At 51.2% G+C, this 15857-nt stretch carries 13 protein-coding genes and 1 tRNA gene; 5 read left to right on the top strand and 9 right to left on the bottom strand.

Annotated elements, in window-relative coordinates:
- Positions 1-21: 21 nt before the first annotated feature.
- From thrS to AGRI_RS01285, 3 genes are all read right to left on the bottom strand, one after another.
- Positions 22-1938, bottom strand: coding sequence for a threonine--tRNA ligase (gene thrS / locus AGRI_RS01295; RefSeq protein ID WP_008983224.1), 1917 nt, complete (start codon positions 1936-1938; stop codon positions 22-24).
- Positions 1939-2087: 149 nt separating this feature from the next.
- On the bottom strand, positions 2088-2570 hold the full coding sequence (locus AGRI_RS01290) for a DUF6436 domain-containing protein (RefSeq protein ID WP_008983223.1): 483 nt from the start codon (positions 2568-2570) through the stop codon (positions 2088-2090).
- Between the two features lie 59 nt (positions 2571-2629).
- Positions 2630-4123 (bottom strand): methyl-accepting chemotaxis protein, encoded by a 1494-nt coding sequence (locus tag AGRI_RS01285; RefSeq protein ID WP_008983222.1) that lies wholly within the window; start codon positions 4121-4123, stop codon positions 2630-2632.
- A gap of 139 nt (positions 4124-4262) precedes the next feature.
- Here AGRI_RS01285 and AGRI_RS01280 point away from each other — a divergent pair, with 139 nt between their 5' ends.
- Complete coding sequence (locus AGRI_RS01280; protein WP_008983221.1) at positions 4263-5123, top strand: fructosamine kinase family protein; 861 nt, start codon at positions 4263-4265, stop codon at positions 5121-5123.
- Positions 5124-5143: 20 nt separating this feature from the next.
- Positions 5144-5344 carry a CPXCG motif-containing cysteine-rich protein gene (locus AGRI_RS01275; RefSeq protein ID WP_008610179.1) on the top strand — a complete coding sequence of 67 codons (201 nt, stop codon included), beginning with the start codon at positions 5144-5146 and terminating at the stop codon, positions 5342-5344.
- On the opposite strand, the gene AGRI_RS01270 is transcribed toward AGRI_RS01275, so the two are convergent.
- A complete protein-coding gene (locus tag AGRI_RS01270; protein WP_008983220.1) occupies positions 5341-5964 on the bottom strand; it encodes a riboflavin synthase in 624 nt (207 codons plus the stop codon). The genes AGRI_RS01275 and AGRI_RS01270 overlap by 4 nt on opposite strands.
- Before the next feature lie 62 nt (positions 5965-6026).
- On the opposite strand from AGRI_RS01270, the gene AGRI_RS01265 reads away from it, so the two are divergent.
- The 3 genes from AGRI_RS01265 (at position 6027) to AGRI_RS01255 (ending at position 8550) form a co-directional block, all read left to right on the top strand.
- Positions 6027-7400, top strand: coding sequence for an MATE family efflux transporter (locus tag AGRI_RS01265; protein ID WP_008983219.1), 1374 nt, complete (start codon positions 6027-6029; stop codon positions 7398-7400).
- Positions 7372-8382 carry a DUF3080 family protein gene (locus AGRI_RS01260; RefSeq protein WP_008983218.1) on the top strand — a complete coding sequence of 337 codons (1011 nt, stop codon included), beginning with the start codon at positions 7372-7374 and terminating at the stop codon, positions 8380-8382. The genes AGRI_RS01265 and AGRI_RS01260 overlap by 29 nt, the downstream gene beginning before the upstream one ends.
- A 91-nt stretch (positions 8383-8473) precedes the next feature.
- Positions 8474-8550, top strand: a tRNA-Val gene (locus tag AGRI_RS01255).
- A gap of 260 nt (positions 8551-8810) precedes the next feature.
- Here the strand turns inward: AGRI_RS01255 and AGRI_RS01250 are convergent.
- From AGRI_RS01250 to AGRI_RS01230, 5 genes are all read right to left on the bottom strand, one after another.
- Complete coding sequence (locus AGRI_RS01250) at positions 8811-9635, bottom strand: DODA-type extradiol aromatic ring-opening family dioxygenase (protein WP_008983217.1); 825 nt, start codon at positions 9633-9635, stop codon at positions 8811-8813.
- A gap of 176 nt (positions 9636-9811) precedes the next feature.
- Positions 9812-10021, bottom strand: a complete 210-nt coding sequence (locus tag AGRI_RS01245; RefSeq protein WP_008983216.1) for a cold-shock protein — start codon at positions 10019-10021, stop codon at positions 9812-9814.
- 341 nt (positions 10022-10362) lie between these two features.
- Positions 10363-13272, bottom strand: coding sequence for an alpha/beta hydrolase family protein (locus AGRI_RS01240; RefSeq protein ID WP_040291144.1), 2910 nt, complete (start codon positions 13270-13272; stop codon positions 10363-10365).
- Positions 13273-13372: 100 nt separating this feature from the next.
- Positions 13373-13732, bottom strand: a complete 360-nt coding sequence (locus AGRI_RS01235) for a PAS domain-containing protein (protein WP_008983214.1) — start codon at positions 13730-13732, stop codon at positions 13373-13375.
- A gap of 43 nt (positions 13733-13775) precedes the next feature.
- Complete coding sequence (locus AGRI_RS01230) at positions 13776-15743, bottom strand: methyl-accepting chemotaxis protein (protein ID WP_008983213.1); 1968 nt, start codon at positions 15741-15743, stop codon at positions 13776-13778.
- Between the last annotated feature and the right edge of the window lie 114 nt (positions 15744-15857).

Here is a 15857-nt window from a genome sequence, read left to right as displayed (position 1 = left end):
CCGAAAAAGTTTCCTGTTTGCTTAGCTCGCGGTCCGGTTTTTAATTTCTGCAGTGAGTTTTTCAACAAAAGCAGCCACCGACATCTTGCCCAGATCCTCTGCTTTGCGGGTTCTGACTGCGATATCGCCAGCTTCAACTTCTTTGTCACCAACTACCACCAGGTACGGGACGCGCTTAAGCGTGTGCTCGCGGATTTTAAAGCCTATCTTCTCATTTCTCAAGTCACTTATTGCTCTTATGCCCTGAGATTTGAAAGTTTTTACTAATTGTTGCACATATTCGGACTGATTATCGGTAATATTCATCACCACCACCTGGGTTGGCGCTAACCAGGTTGGGAAGAAACCGGCATATTCTTCAATCAGAATACCGATAAAACGCTCCAGTGAACCCAAAATCGCGCGGTGGATCATGACCGGCACCTGCCGTTCACCACTTTCCGCCACATAGCTGGCACCCAAACGGCCAGGTAAGGCAAAATCGAGCTGGATAGTGCCGCACTGCCAGGCACGGTTTAAACAGTCATGCAGTGTAAATTCGATTTTCGGGCCATAGAAAGCGCCTTCGCCTGGCTGCAGGTCGTAGGCAATCTCATTGACTTTTAACGCATCGATCAGACCCTGCTCAGCGCGATCCCAGATTTCATCTGAGCCGATACGCTGGGCTGGCCGGGTCGACAGCTTGACCTTAATGTTTTTAAAGCCAAAGGTGCTATAAGTATCAAATACCATCTTGATACACTTGGTCACTTCAGTCTGCACCTGCTCTTCGGTACAGAAGATATGCGCATCGTCCTGCGTAAAGCCGCGCACCCGCATCAGACCATGTAAGCCACCTGATGGCTCATTACGGTGACAGCAACCAAACTCCGCCATCCGCAGTGGTAAATCACGGTAAGATTTTAAGCCCTGGTTAAAGATCTGCACATGGCCCGGGCAGTTCATCGGTTTGATGGCGTACTCACGGTGCTCAGACTGGGTAGTAAACATATTTTCGGCATACTTTTCCCAGTGCCCCGATTTCTCCCACAGCACCCGGTCCATCATAAAGGGACCTTTTACTTCGTCGTAGTCGTACTGCCCCAGCTTTTCACGCACGAAGGTTTCCAGCTCACGGAAGATGGTCCAGCCGTCGTTGTGCCAGAACACCATGCCCGGCGCTTCTTCCTGCCAGTGGAATAACCCCAGAGCCTTACCGATTTTACGGTGATCGCGCTTTTCTGCTTCTTCCAGTTGGGTTAAATAGGCGGCAAGCTGCTTCTTATCGGCCCAGGCGGTACCGTAAATGCGCTGCAGCATTTTGTTTTTCGAGTCGCCACGCCAGTAGGCGCCGGCTACTTTCATAATTTTAAAGTGTTGGCAAAAGCGCATATTTGGCACATGCGGGCCGCGACACATATCGGTATATTCTTCGTGGTGATACAGCGCCGGCTGGCTGTCACGCGGGATATTCTGCTCCAGAATTTCCATTTTGTAGCTTTCGCCGCGGGCATTAAAGGTATCCCAGGCCTCCTGCCAGCTGACTTTGCGCTTTACCACATCGTATTCGGTTTTTGCCAGTTCCAGCATCCGCGCTTCCAGCGCCGCTAAATCGTCGCTGCTGATCGGCTGCTCCAGATCGACATCATAATAAAAGCCGTTTTCAATTACCGGGCCGATCGCCATCTTCACATTGGGCCACAGCTGCTTGATGGCATGACCTAATAAGTGAGCACAGGAGTGGCGCATAATTTCCAGGCCTTCCTGATCTTTGATGGTGACGATGCTTAGGTTGGCGTCCTGGGTGATCAGCTCGCAAGCATCGACCAGCTCACCATTGACCTTACCGGCGATGGTCGCTTTAGCTAAACCCGGGCCGATATTTTTGGCGACATCTAATACGGAAACAGCTTGTTCAAAGGCGCGCTGGCTGCCATCTGGCAGAGTAATAACTGGCATGATAAGTCCTTAACAGTGGTGGCCCATACCAAGGGTCACTTGTGGGGTTGTGAAAATTCAGGCACTTGCCGGGCAGTTAATGGCTTAAACGAAAAGCCATCTGCACGACGTCGCGCGCTGAAGTAATAAAAAGCCGCCGCATAGTATCATTAACTGGCGGGACTGACCAGACAACGGCAAGCCATAGCTTCGCCATTTAACCAACTGCCAGGCAAACGGCTTTGCCCTGACAGTAATGCCGGTAAAAAACTGTTACTGGCGCTACACAGCGGCCCACTGGCATAAGGACCAGCGTAGCGTAAGATCCCGTGTTCAAACACCAGCACAGCGGGTATCGCCGGCAACCGGAAGCCGGCTGCCGCCAGCTCGGTGGCCGAGCGATAATGTTGTTGACTGCTACTAAGTTGCAACTGCTGGCTTAAGGTCGCAACATGTTGCTGTGCCAGACGCGAGCAACCGCACTGACTATCCAGCACATGCACCAGCTGCCAGCCAGTAGCATCCTGGATCTGTAATGCTGCCAGCGTTACCTGCGGCGCGGCTGCTGACCATTGCTGCTGCGGATCAAACTCGCCGTAATGGCTAAAACCAAAGCGAAAAAGTGCCACACTACTTAACAACAGCCAACTCACAAATAATGCCCAAGCAAAACCGTGCTTTTGTCGCTCAGAAAAGCGCCCCGCTAACGCGCTTAGACGATAAATTTCAGGGTCTCCCGTTTTAACAGTGTGGCCAGTTTCGCTAGCTGGCCAGCCGAGGTGGCCACAGCTTCACTTTGCAGCGATTGTTGCTGCGCCATGGTTTTTAGCTGCTGACTACTAAAAGCTACCTCATTACTGGCGCTATTTTGTTGTTGCAGTGCCGAAGACATAGTCGCAGCCGAGGAGGCGACTTGCCGTGCCTCTGTCAAAATGCTACCCAGCAGCTGATTACTTTGACTGGCATGCTGGCTGGTATCTTCTAACTGAGCAACGCTTTGCTGCACCACTTCAACCGATTGCCGGCTGTTACTGACTAAACGCTCGATAATCTGCTTAATTTCACCGGTCGATGCCTGAGTACGGGATGCCAGGGTGCGAACTTCATCTGCCACCACCGCAAAACCACGCCCTTGCTCGCCGGCACGGGCGGCTTCAATAGCGGCATTGAGTGCCAGCAGGTTGGTTTGTTCGGCGATGGCTTGAATTACATCCAATACTTTGCGGATATCGGTCGTGGCCAGCGCCATCTCGTTAACTTTTTCACCGGTTTGGCTCAGTTGCCGGGCTAACTGTTGTACCGAGCCAATGGTCGCGCTGACGGCCTGCTGACCTGATAATGCGGCCTGTTCCGCCGAGCCGGCGGCGGCAGCAACTTGCTGTGCAATTTGATGTAAGTCAGCAATGCTGTACGACATTTGTTCGGTTGCTGCGGCAATCCGCTCCACCTCTCGCAGCTTTTGCTGCATACCGGCGGCTAACTGCTGTCCATCCAACTCCAGTTGATCAGACTGTTGATCCAATTCAGTGACTGACTGGTTCAGCGTTTGTAGCGTCTGCTGCAATGAATTCAGCACCTTGTTAAAACCAGCGATAACGCGAGAGTCCAACGCCTGCGCGCGCTGATTCAGTACGATTTGCCCCTCGTTATTTAGCAGGGCATCGGTCGCATCAAATAATGCCTGCCCTACCTGTGCCTCACGCAGTGCCTGCCGGCACATCACCACCAGCACCGCAGCCTCCACCACCACATAGGCGGCATGAATCATAACAATCGATAGCCTATTATATTGCTCGGGCAGTAAATACACGCCCATATTCTGCTGCTGTAACCACATAAACAGTAAGTGATGCACGGCGATAACCAAAGCCGCGACGATAATCACCCACTGATCGCGAAACGCGAATAAAATCGCCAGCAGCACAAAGATGCCAAAGTGTATTTCGGTTAAGCCAACGGACTGATGAATATGCAAGGCAGCAAACAGCATAAAGCTAACGCCGTAGCTAAGCCGCGCCAGCAACTGATCGCCGAGTAATTGATATAAAAAGTACGGCACCACCAACGCCGGTAACCCGATTACCAAGGCACTTAGCCAACTGCCATACACCATGGCAAACACCAGCGACAACAAAAACAGTAATAGGTTAACGGCGGCAACAATCTGAAAAGCCTGTTGCCGGAAACGCAGTTGTGGGGTGGTCATAGGTAACTCCATGGCACAGCGAGCGCTGCTGGATACAACTAATATTAGGTGTGTTTTACGTATCCTGCCTTATTCGGGATCAAGGAAATTTGCGCTAAATCAGCCATACTCAGTTTAGGCAAACAACAGGATGGTACCTATGTGGCAAAGTATTGCAGAACAAATCAGCACTGAGCTGGATATTGATTTTCAGATCACCGACAAGGCGTCACTAAACGGTGGCTCGGTTAATCTGGCCTGGCATATTCAGGGCCAGGGCCGGCAATTTTTTGTCAAACTGAACCAACGCGAACGGCTGGAGCAATTTGAAAATGAACAGTGGTCGCTGCAAAAACTGGCCCAGCAAGGCGCCATCCGGGTACCAGAAGTGATCTGTGTTGGTCAGACGCTGGATAAAGCCTTTTTAGTACTGGAATTTTTGCCACTACAAATGGAAACCGAACAGGGCTGGCAACAACTCGGTGAACAGCTGGCTGCGCTGCATGCGCGGCATGAACAGGCAATGTTCGGTTTTGATTGGGATAATTTTATTGGCCTGACCGTGCAACCAAATCAGTGGCAGAGCAACTGGAGCAGTTTTTTCTCAGAGCAGCGCTTAGGCTGGCAATTGCAGTTACTGGCCGAGCAAGGTTTTGGCGTAGGTAATATCGATAAAATGGTTGAGCAAAGCCGCCAGCTGCTGGCACATCATAAACCGCTGCCAAGCCTGCTACATGGTGATTTATGGCGTGGCAATGTTGGCTTTACCGCCGAAGGCCCGGTGGTGTTTGATCCGGCTTGTTATTTTGGTGATCGCGAAGCCGATGTGGCCTTTACCGGTTTATTTGCCCGTTTTCCGGAAGCCTTTTATCAAAGCTATCAGGCGGTATATCCGCTGCATGAAGGCTACCAACAGCGCAAAAGCCTTTATAATTTGTATCATGTACTAAACCATGCCAATCAATTCCGGGGCAGTTATCTGCTGCAGGCACAGGAACTGATTAAACAGCTGTTTCATTAACAGATTAAACGGAGGTTGGGATGCAGCCCATTTTCCATAGTATTCAATGCCCATTTTGCGGGCACCCGACGGATATCTGTGTCGAAGCCACCGATGAAGATCAGGATTACACCGAGGATTGCAGCAATTGCTGCAATCCAATGCATATCCGGGTGCATGTCGATGAGATGCGGCATAAGGTGCAGATTTTTGTTGATGCCGACGACGAGCAGTACTATTAGGGCTTGTTAAAGCGTTCAGCTAACAGCCGCTCTACGGTGCGGATAAGGGTGACCGTTTGCTGATCTAATTCGATATTCAGCTTATCGCCAACCTGCTTACCGCCTAAATTGGTGATCTGCAGTGTCTCAGGAATTAAATAAAGGCTAAAGCCCTGCGCCGTCACTTCACCAACGGTTAAACTGCAGCCCTCCACCGCAATAAAGCCTTTCGGCTGGATATAAGGCAGCAGCTCGGCGGGTACACTAAGCTCAAAGCCCACATTATCAGCATCCCGTTTAATCGCGCTCAGTGTCGCGGTAGCCTGGACATGACCAGAGACAATATGGCCACCCAGTTCATCACCAAAACGCAGTGAGCGCTCCAGATTGACGCGGCTGCCAACGACCAAAGTGCCAAGGTTAGTTTTTTGCAGACTTTCCGCTATCACATCAAAACAGACCCAGCCGGCCGCGCTATCAAATTCGGTGGCAGTTAAACAAACACCGTTAATCGCAATGCTGGCGCCGCGTGTTAGCTGCTGTAAATAATCAGCCCCCGCCTGCACTGTTAAACGGCGAATGCCGTTTAGATCGTGAATTTGGGTAATCTCAGCCTGGGTTTGTACTATTCCGGTAAACATTCACACCTCTGTTTGTGGTACATTACGCGCCTATTTTTACGCTCGATACGACATTGGCGCTCATGTTACCTTTTTCCCGCTTTGAAGCCAGAACCATTTTAAAACTGTCTGGCCCGATAGTGTTAGCCCAGCTAACGCAAACTCTGATGTATTTTGTCGATACCGTCATGGCCGGCCGCGTCAGCGCCACGGATATGGCCGCCATTGCTGTGGCATCAGGTCTTTGGTTGCCGGTCGTGCTGACGATGCAGGGCTTATTGCTGGCCTTAACGCCGATTGTGGCGCAGTACTACGGCAGTAAACAAACCAAACCGATTAGCCACTATACGTTACAGGCACTGTATTTGGCCTTTATCATGGCAGCGCTGTTATTCGTGTTGATGTTATTTGCCGATATTCCGCTATCAAGGCTGAATATGGACCCGCTGCTGCGGGAAAAAACCCTCGACTACTTATTTTATGTCAGCTTTGGCTTATTCCCCGCCGCGGGCTATATGGTGATGCGCAACCTGTTTGAAGGCCTGGGCAATACCAAAGCCAGTATGTGGATAGCCTTTGTCGGTATTCTGGTTAATGTGCCAGCCAACTATATTTTTATCTACGGCAAACTGGGAATGCCTGCGATGGGCGGTGCTGGCTGTGGTGTCGCCACCAGTCTGGTGTTTGTGGCGATGTTTATTGCGATGCTGGTTTACGGCTACACCAGCCGCAGCACCCGCCCCTACCGCCACTGGCCGGAAAAGCTGTGGCTGAGCTTAAAAGATCAATGGCAAATAATCCGCATCGGCACACCCATTGCGTTTTCGATTTTCTTTGAAGTAACGCTGTTTGCCTGTATTCCATTGGTGATCGTACATTTAGGCCCAATCGCCGTCGCTGGCCATCAGGTGGCGCATAATTACAGTGCTATTGTCTTTATGCTACCGCTAAGCTTAGGTTTAGCTACCACTATCCGGGTTGGCCATTTGGTCGGCGAGCAAAACTTAATGGAGCTGAAAAAAGCGATCAGCACGGCCATAGTATTATCGGTTGCGATGTCGCTGCTTACCGTGATTTTTACCCTGCTGTTCAGAAAGTACGTCGCCGCCTTGTACTCACCGGATCCGGCGGTAATCGCCCTGGCCAGCTCGCTGTTAATACTGGCAGCCATTTATCAATTCTCTGATGCCGTACAGGTCGTCGCCGCCTGTGCCCTGCGTGGCATGAAAATCACCACTCCGGTCTTTTTTATTACACTAATCTCATACTGGCCAATCGGTTTTGGTTTGGGTGCCGTACTAGGTTTAACTAACTGGCTGGTCGAACCGATGGGGCCTCATGGCTTCTGGACGGGTATTATTGTCGGCTTAACCTGTGCCGCTATCGCACTGGCAATGGTATTACGTAAACAAATCAACAGGATGGAGCATGAATTTAAAACGGGGGCTACTGCTTAGTCTGCTTTGCTGTTTGCTGTTAAGCGGCTGTGGCGACAGCCAGGGCGTTGCCACCTTGCGCGATTATCAGCAGCGGGTAAACCGGGTATTGGCACTGGATAGCCCGGCACCACAGCTGACTGCCGCGCCGGCTTTTATCGCGAAATCGGCGCTGCAACAACCCTTACCCGATTTACGCATCGACCTGCTTGATGCGTTCGCCACCCGCCGCTGCGGCCTGGATCAATTAATAGCAGAGCGCAACAGCAGCCTGGGCAAGGTGTTTACCGCCAGCAAACGCTTAAACTACGAACTGCGCTTTCTCGCCACCTTGCAACAATGCTTAACTGAGCCGTGGGAAGAACCGTTAAACAGCCAATTACAGCAAGTGTATCAGCAGAAACAACACAGCATCGCTATCGCGCTGAACAATATGCTGCAAACCGATGACACGCTGCGCAAACGCTGGCTGGGCAGTAATAGCACCCTTACCCCCGGCGATAATAGCGGCTTTACCGAGAGCCTGGGCGCGCTGCAGCAATTAGTTGAGCTAAAACAAGCCGTGGCTCGACAAGATTGGTACAGCGCCAGCCGGATCGATCCGGAACAGGCACTGGAAACCCTCTACCGTTTTAGCTTTTTATCTGATTTGCAATATAGCCTGCGCTACGCCGCAAGCTGGCTTGGCAGCATCAACCCGGCGTTGCTGGCGATTGAACCGGCCAGCCTCTGCCCGCGCGGCCAAACCGAGCAGCTAACCATTCTAAGTACCGTATTTCGTAAATACTTTATTGGCGAGGTACAGGCTTACCTGGCTGAGTTAACGCGCTATCAGCAACAAAGCTGGCCGTTACTGGCCGAACTCTATCAGGATAGCGCCCTGCTACCGGTATTGCAGCAACGCTATCAGCAACCGGCTACTGAACTACAACAACAGCTGCTGCAGCACGTTGGCTGGTACCAACAACTAAACCAACTGTGTCCGGTGGGACTGACCGGCTAATTTTCAGGCAAACACAACGCCGGAACTTAAAAACACTTGCCAAAGTGCAAGGCGCGCAATAACATAGCGCCCGTTGTCAGCGACAACATTTGCGTCCTTAGCTCAGCTGGTTAGAGCACCACCTTGACATGGTGGGGGTCGGTGGTTCGAGTCCACTAGGACGCACCAAATTCCTAACAAAAACAGCACCTTATGGTGCTGTTTTTGTTTTTACTGCTGGTACACACTGGTACATTCTAACGCCCGCAAACATTTTGCAAACATAAGCTGCTCACTACGAAGCGCCCGTCTCCGGTATGCTTGCCGTACCGGAGACGCGACCTGCGATGTTAAACCCCAAAATCGCAAATCATTCCTCATTTGTCAGACCTTGCTACTTGGCTGAACGGACGACACAGCCTGCGAGCTAGCCAACTGTGCTCGTCATTCTAACCAAACCGAAATGCTGACAACTGGGTACGCAGCACATTTTCTGAATACACTTTACGGCCGTTTGCCGCGCCGGCGGCTCCGGCAACAACCATTAGCGGCAGCAAATGCTCTTCGGCCCCGCGTGGATGGCAATCTATGGCATGGGGCGCCGTTTGCCACTGCTGCAACAAGGCATAGCGTGTTGCCGGTTCGGCCTGCACGGCATCGGTTAACCAGCGATCAAAGATCTCTGAAGGCGCGGTATAGCGGGGATCGCCATAGCCACGCATATTATGAAAACTCATGCCACTGCCAACGATTAGTACGCCCTGCTCTCGCAGCGGCGCCAATGCCGCGCCCAGCTGAAGATGTGCTGAGGCATCCAGGCCGCGTTGCAGTGACAGCTGCACTACCGGGATCTCTGCCTTGACAAACATCAGTTTTAACGGGATAAAAACGCCATGGTCAAAACCGCGGCTCTGCTCCAGCCGGCTGGGTAAAGCCGCTGCGCTAATCCGTTCGGCAATCGCCGCCGCCAGCTCAGGTGCGCCGGGTGCCGGATAAGTCAGCTGATAAGTCGACTCCGGAAAACCAAAATAGTCGTAAATTAAATCGGGTTTGGCCGCAGCGGTCAGCGCAAAGGCGTCATCCTGCCAGTGTGCCGAAATCAGCAAAATGGCTGTTGGTGGCGCCGGTAAATCAGACTCGATACCGCGTAAAAACACCGCCATCTGCTGCCAGGTATTGGCGGGGTTCCAGTCCATAAAGAAACAGGGGCCGGCACCATGTGGGATAAAATAAGTCGGCTGCGTTAGCGGCGAATCAGGCATTGCTTCAGACATCAGTAACAGCTCCTGTGGTAAAGTTGTACCAGTTTAGCTTATTCCTGCCGGAATAACGTCCGCTCCGCAATTAATAATGACTTTAGATTGAAAGCAAAAAACCACTGCGATGCAGTGGTTTTGTCGTGTAGTTCCTTGCCAAAAAAACTTACTGGCTCAGAGCAGGCGGTTAAGCCTTACATCACAGAAATTTTTGATGCTTGTGGGCCTTTTTGGCCGGCCGTTACGGTAAATTGCACCCGTTGGCCCTCTTGCAGTGATTTAAAACCGCTGCTTAAAATTTCGCTGAAATGAGCAAAAACGTCAGGACCTGACGCTTGTTCAATAAAACCAAAGCCTTTAGCTTCGTTAAACCATTTTACGGTGCCGGTAGTTGGAGTAGACATAAGAGTTACCTGTATTAATTAATTAAAGTTGCCTGCGATGAGGCGATAGTGCTGCAAGAGATGTTTAAACTTATGAATACAGGAAAGGGTACTAAACGGCAGTAACATTCAAGGTTTGCATAAATAATGAACAAGCTAATTAAGCCAGCCCAGTGTATAGGTTTAAACCGGGATGTCAAAGCTTATTGTATAAATATTGAAAATAAAAATTAAACGAACTGCTATTTACCGCAGCCGTCTCCAACGCCAATAAACTACTTAAGAAAAGCTGTATGCCTGTTACGGTTTAAACCAGGCGCCAACAAGGGTTGGCGCCTGGTGTTGATAATGTTAACTAGTGCTTAGTCATTGCGCTGATACGGCTGCCCTTGCTGCCACCACAGTGGTGCCGGTTCGCCTTTTAGGTAGTGATTAAAAAACTCCAGCATTTTCATGCTGTAATCCACCTTGTTGGCAAAGTCCGCCAGATGGTGATCTTCGCCCTCGTATTGCAGCATTACCACATCTTTATCCAAGCGGCGCAATGCTAAATACAGCTCAATCCCCTGCTCCCAAGGCACAGCACCGTCTTTATCACCAAATTGGATCAATAGCGGCGTGTTAATTCTATCGGCAAAAAACACCGGGGAATTATCGATATAAGGTTTGAGATTGTCGAACATCGACTCGCCAATTCGGCTTTGGCCGGTTTCATACTGGAACTGTCGCGCCAGGCCGGTTTGCCAGCGAATACCGCTATAGGCACTGGTCATATTCGCTACCGGCGCGCCAGCGACAGCAGCGGCAAAACGATCGGTTTCGGTGATCACAAAAGCCGTTTGATAACCAGACCAGCTATGGCCATGCAAACCAATAGCCTTAGGATCGGCAATCCCCAGTTCAATTAAACGGTCAATCGCCGGCAGTAAGGACTCGGTGGCGCTTGGCCCGGGCGCCCCTTCGCGGAAACGGATATCCGGTAAAAACACCACATAATCCTGACCTAAATAAAACGGGAAGTTCGGCCGGTGATTCACCCGCATCTGGTTATAGTTAAACAAACGGTCAGAGAATTGCTCGTAGTAATACACCAGCACCGGATAGCGCTTAGCTGGGTCATACCCATCCGGTGTTAATACCACGCCTTGCAGCCGCTCGCCATCGGCGGTAAACCAGTCAATCAGATGACTGTCGCCCCAGACGAAATTTCGCTGCTGCGGATTAACGTCAGTTAGCCGAGTCTGCTCACTAAAATCAGGCTTCGACAGTTTAAGATCCGGAAACTGACGAAAGCTCTGCTCGGTAAACAAGTAGGCATTCTGCTGCTCCAGCGCTTCAACAAAATCGTAGCGCTTATTGCCGCTGATCAGGGTTTGTCGTTCACCCGTTGCCAAATTCAGCTGATAAAAGCCGCTTTGTTTGCTCTGCTCGTTAAAACCGCGTAATAGCAGCTTGCTATTCACGGCAATAGCCTGCGCTTTGGCATCGGTTTGTTCAAAGCGGTAACGCCAGTGCGTGTCGCGGCCATTAACCGTCAGATTACGGTTGTCGCCATTCAGGCCCAGTTGCCAGATATCAAAGCGATCATAAACCAGTACCGCCGACTCATCGGCTAGCCAGCCGGCTACGCCGTAAGCTGCGGCAGGCTCGGGCCGATCGTGCATTTCATCAACCCAGGATACCTTGATATCCGCTGCCAACTGACGTTTGCTGCCATCGCTGCTATCGAATAACCAGAGTTTGCCCTGCTGCTGATACAGCGCATAACGGCCAGAGGGTGAGAGGTGCGCACGCTCGTAAGGTGGGTTGCCGGCAAAGACCTGCTGCCGCTGTCCGGTATGCAAATTAACATGCCAGATATCATGTAACCGGCCCTGCCAGGTCAGTTGCTGCAGATAAGGACGGCCATTGCTGAGCAGCGCCGCCTGCGGGTTTTGCGACGGGTACAGCCGATCTTCGATATCGGCACTTAGCGCTACCAGTCGTGGTGTGGCGCTGCTTGCCAGGCTACTGTTATCCACACTGCTATTATCCAACCAGAGCAAAGCCGGAGCGGTGCGGCGCTGTGCTTGCTGATACTCCGCTTTTTGCTGCGGGATAATCCGCGGATCCTGACCATGCCACACCTGCAGCTTGCGCCCAGCGGCCAGGCGGGCTAAATCAAACAGTTGCTCGTCCGTTTCCAGTGCCGCCGCAGCTTCTGCCGGCGCGACGAGCGGCCGAAAACCTAACAGTACCGCCCGGCTATCCTCACGCCACTCCGGTGCCTGCTTATCACTTAACAGCCAGCCATCTTGTGCTACAGCTAATGGCCGGGCCGGGTTTTGATTGCTGCTTGTTAAATTTTTAGCCGACCAATGCCAAAGTTGCTGCGCACTCTCCTGGCCTTTTTCGGCTTTAGCGGCGCTAAAAAATACCAGTTGCTGGCCATCCGGGCTAAAACGCAATTGCTGTTTGATGTCGGCGTTAGCTTCAGTAAGTGTCAGGCTGCGCTGCTCGGCAGGGAAATAAACTAACACCTGCTGGCTTGGTTTGGTGTTTTTTGCCGCTTTGTCTGTTGTGGTTTGCTTAGTGGCGGCTTGCTCAATGCCTGCTTGCTCAACGACCAGGGCGATTAAGTCCGAGTCTTTGGCGGTAGCAAACTCTGTCACCTGCCCTAAATCGCTCACCGTATCGCTTTGTAAATCCAGCAGTTGGAGCAATTGGCTGCTGTCTTTGCTATCGGCTTTGCGCGCCAGTAACAGGGCATAGTTACCGGCACCGGTAAAGCTAAAGCGTTCGATATTGGTAAATACCCGCTGCTCGCCAGTCGTGGTATTAACTAATACCGCGTTCTGCGCTAGGGCATCACGTTTAGCCTTATCGTTTTTAGCTTGTTCACGCGCTAACAGCGGCGCCTGCTGGCGAAACAGCGCAAAACTACCGCTTTGATTGAGCTGGCCACGATCTGCGCGCTCAATACTAAATTCGCGCTCGCTGAGTAAATGCCGCACATAGCCGGTACTGTCGCCAAAATCCGGCTCAGCCGTATAAAGCAGCCACTGCTGATTACCGCTAACCGCACGCTCTTTGATCTCGCGAAACTGCATAATGTCGCTCAGGCTTAACGGTTTAAGATGAGTCACATCGGCGCTACTGGCCGCAATAGTCACGGCGCTTGGCTGCAGCTGCGCCGTGTTAGTTGTCGTTCCAAGCTGACTACAGGAAACAAGGGAAAACGAGACTGCCAGTGCCAGGGCGACACGGCTAACAGAGTATTGAAGTCTTTTCATAGCAAGCACTTATTCTGGTTATTTTGCAGTGCTTACCCTAGCACAGGGAGAATTGCGCCAGCAGCAAAATCCTGCCAACTGGCGATTTGGCGGGATAAAATTAAGCTTGAGGGTTCACCACATAGGTAAAACCACACCAGCGCACCCCTGAGTTTAAATATTGCGGTGCGGCTTTAATACTTAACCAAACCCAATGTCCGGCCGCGTGCAAAAACCGGCACTTGACATACAACTGCTGTAATTCTCTGCCCGATAACTGAATTTGTTGCTGTAACTGCAAAATATCATCCGGGTGTACATTAACAAAAAACAGGTGTGGCTTACGTTTTAACGTCTTAGCGCTGTAACCCGTGATCCGGTAGATACTCTCACTGGCCGAGGGCAGCCGGTAATCTCCTACTTTATCCCGTTCCAGAATAAAGAAAGCGCCAGGAGTTAACTGTGAATATTTTTCTAGCATGGCACCCTCCAGGTGCAGCCGGCAGCTCCTGCTGCCAGCTCTCTCAGGCAGCAGATAACCGGAACTGATTGGCCAGTTGCTGTTGTTCCAGTCCAAGCTGACTGAGCGCACTGCTGGTTTTGGCGGTTTCTTCAATCGCGACCGAAGACTGCTCTGTTACTACCTGAATATTGGTCAAACTGCGGTTAATCTCTTCTGCTACCGTACTTTGCTGCAGGGCTGCAGCAGCAATTTGCTGATTCATCGCTTGAATATTCTTGATATTACTAATAATCAGTTCGATAGCCTCAGTGGCATCATCCGTCGATTTAAATACCTCATTCGCCATGCCGGCATTGGCCTGCATCGCCTGTACTGCCTGTTCGGTTTTTTGCTGTAAACGCTTAATCACTTCACTGATTTTGGTAGTAGACTGCTGTGCCCGGTTGGCCAGTTGCCGTACTTCATCGGCCACAACAGAAAACCCGCGCCCGGCTTCACCTGCCCGCGCCGCCTCAATGGCCGCATTCAGTGCCAATAAGTTGGTTTGCTCGGTAATACCAGAAATCACGCTAACAATTTCGCCGATACTGGCGGCTTCTTGCTGCAATTCGGCAATGGATACCGCCGTATCACTGACCTCCTGCGCCAGATTTTTAATGCCGCTCATAGTGCGATCTAAAATGCGGTTGCTAAATTCAGCCTGCTCGGCTGAGTGAGTAGCTGCAGTTGACGCTTCCTCGGCACTGCGGGCCACATCCTGCACGGTGGCGGTCATTTCATTCATTGCGGTGGCAACCTGCATGGTTTCCATTTTTTGTTGTGCCACACCGGTGCTGGTTTGCTGCGAAATCACCGCCATTTCTTCAGTTGAACTGGCCAATTGCGTTATCCCTGCCGAGAGGCGCAAAATCAGCTGCCGTAAACTTAACGTCATGCGCTGCATAGACTGCATCAACTGTCCCAGTTCATCGCTACGATCGGGGACCAAATCGGCAGTTAAATCGCCGTCAGCAATTTTATCTGCCACGGCCACCACTTGCTGTAGCGGTTTTACAATCAGACGGGTGATGATCAGGGCGGCAGCGATGCCGAAGAGCAGCGCCAGCGCACTGGACACCAGTAATACCGTTTTTAACTGTTGCTCTTCCACGGCCAGGCGCTCTAATTGTCGCGCTAACGATAAATCAGCATCAGATACCACAGCACGAGCCTGCTCGGTTAATTGCTGCTCAGAGTTATCCAGCTGGGCACTGATTTGGCGAAAACTGCTAAATTCAGAGCGGTAGGCCGCCAGCTGCTGATTCACCTCGGCCAACAGTTGCTGCACCATTGCCTCATTACTACTTTGCTGTAACTGCGGAATAATTTGCTCCAGCGTTGCCAACTGTGCCAACAGTGCCTGATAAACCGCATTATCCTTGCTGATAATAAAGTTACGCTCTAAGCGTCGCGCCTCCAGCAAGGCACGGTTGGCATCAGCAGCCAGCTGCGAATAACTTAGCGCAGCGATAGTTTCGGCATTACCCTGACGCGCGATCGCAGCAGTAGCCTTGGCCCGGAAGTCTTGCTCCAACTGGCTAAAGCTTCTGATGGCAGCGTACGCCTGGGCTTCCATCTGTTGCTGACGAGCCCGGTTTTCCAGCTCAAGTCGTTGATAATTTTTCAGTTCCTGCTGATAACTGCGGGCCTGTTGCTGCAGGGTTTGCATCAGAGTAATGCTTTCTGGCGTGCTAAAGCCGGCGATAGCGGCGTCAGACAAACGCAGACTTTGCTCAACATTGGCAATGGCCGTGTCGATATACTGCACCTCACCGCGCAGGATAAAGTTTTTTTCCTGCTGCCGGGCATCGGAGATCAGCAAACTAATGCTTTTCACGTTGTTCAGTAGCGTAAAGCGTTCACTTAAAGCGCCCAAAGCCTGAAAACTCAGGGCACTGATGGTTAATAAGATGGCCAGTACCACGGCAAAGCCACTTAACAATTTTTTCTTTACACTTAGGTTTAACAACAGCTGACTTACATTAGTCATGACAACACTCTCCGTTTTGTCTGCGTTTCTTTACGCTTCCGTTGTTACGTGACGATTTATAAATTCGGCCAAAAAAAATTTAGAAAAATCGAATATTTTTTTATTATCGATATT

This window comes from Alishewanella agri BL06, from assembly GCF_000272005.1.
Lineage (GTDB): Bacteria > Pseudomonadota > Gammaproteobacteria > Enterobacterales > Alteromonadaceae > Alishewanella > Alishewanella agri.
The sequence above is the reverse complement of the archived record's forward strand: the minus strand, read 5'-3'. Positions and strand labels throughout refer to the sequence as shown.

Coding starts and splice junctions, on each gene's coding strand:
- thrS (WP_008983224.1), bottom strand. CDS start 1,938: ATGCCAGTTATTACTCTGCCAGATGGCAGCCAGCGCGCCTTTGAACAA.
- AGRI_RS01285 (WP_008983222.1), bottom strand. CDS start 4,123: ATGACCACCCCACAACTGCGTTTCCGGCAACAGGCTTTTCAGATTGTT.
- AGRI_RS01280 (WP_008983221.1), top strand. CDS start 4,263: ATGTGGCAAAGTATTGCAGAACAAATCAGCACTGAGCTGGATATTGAT.
- AGRI_RS01275 (WP_008610179.1), top strand. CDS start 5,144: ATGCAGCCCATTTTCCATAGTATTCAATGCCCATTTTGCGGGCACCCG.
- AGRI_RS01270 (WP_008983220.1), bottom strand. CDS start 5,964: ATGTTTACCGGAATAGTACAAACCCAGGCTGAGATTACCCAAATTCAC.
- AGRI_RS01265 (WP_008983219.1), top strand. CDS start 6,027: ATGTTACCTTTTTCCCGCTTTGAAGCCAGAACCATTTTAAAACTGTCT.
- AGRI_RS01260 (WP_008983218.1), top strand. CDS start 7,372: ATGAATTTAAAACGGGGGCTACTGCTTAGTCTGCTTTGCTGTTTGCTG.
- AGRI_RS01250 (WP_008983217.1), bottom strand. CDS start 9,635: ATGTCTGAAGCAATGCCTGATTCGCCGCTAACGCAGCCGACTTATTTT.
- AGRI_RS01245 (WP_008983216.1), bottom strand. CDS start 10,021: ATGTCTACTCCAACTACCGGCACCGTAAAATGGTTTAACGAAGCTAAA.
- AGRI_RS01240 (WP_040291144.1), bottom strand. CDS start 13,272: ATGAAAAGACTTCAATACTCTGTTAGCCGTGTCGCCCTGGCACTGGCA.
- AGRI_RS01235 (WP_008983214.1), bottom strand. CDS start 13,732: ATGCTAGAAAAATATTCACAGTTAACTCCTGGCGCTTTCTTTATTCTG.
- AGRI_RS01230 (WP_008983213.1), bottom strand. CDS start 15,743: ATGACTAATGTAAGTCAGCTGTTGTTAAACCTAAGTGTAAAGAAAAAA.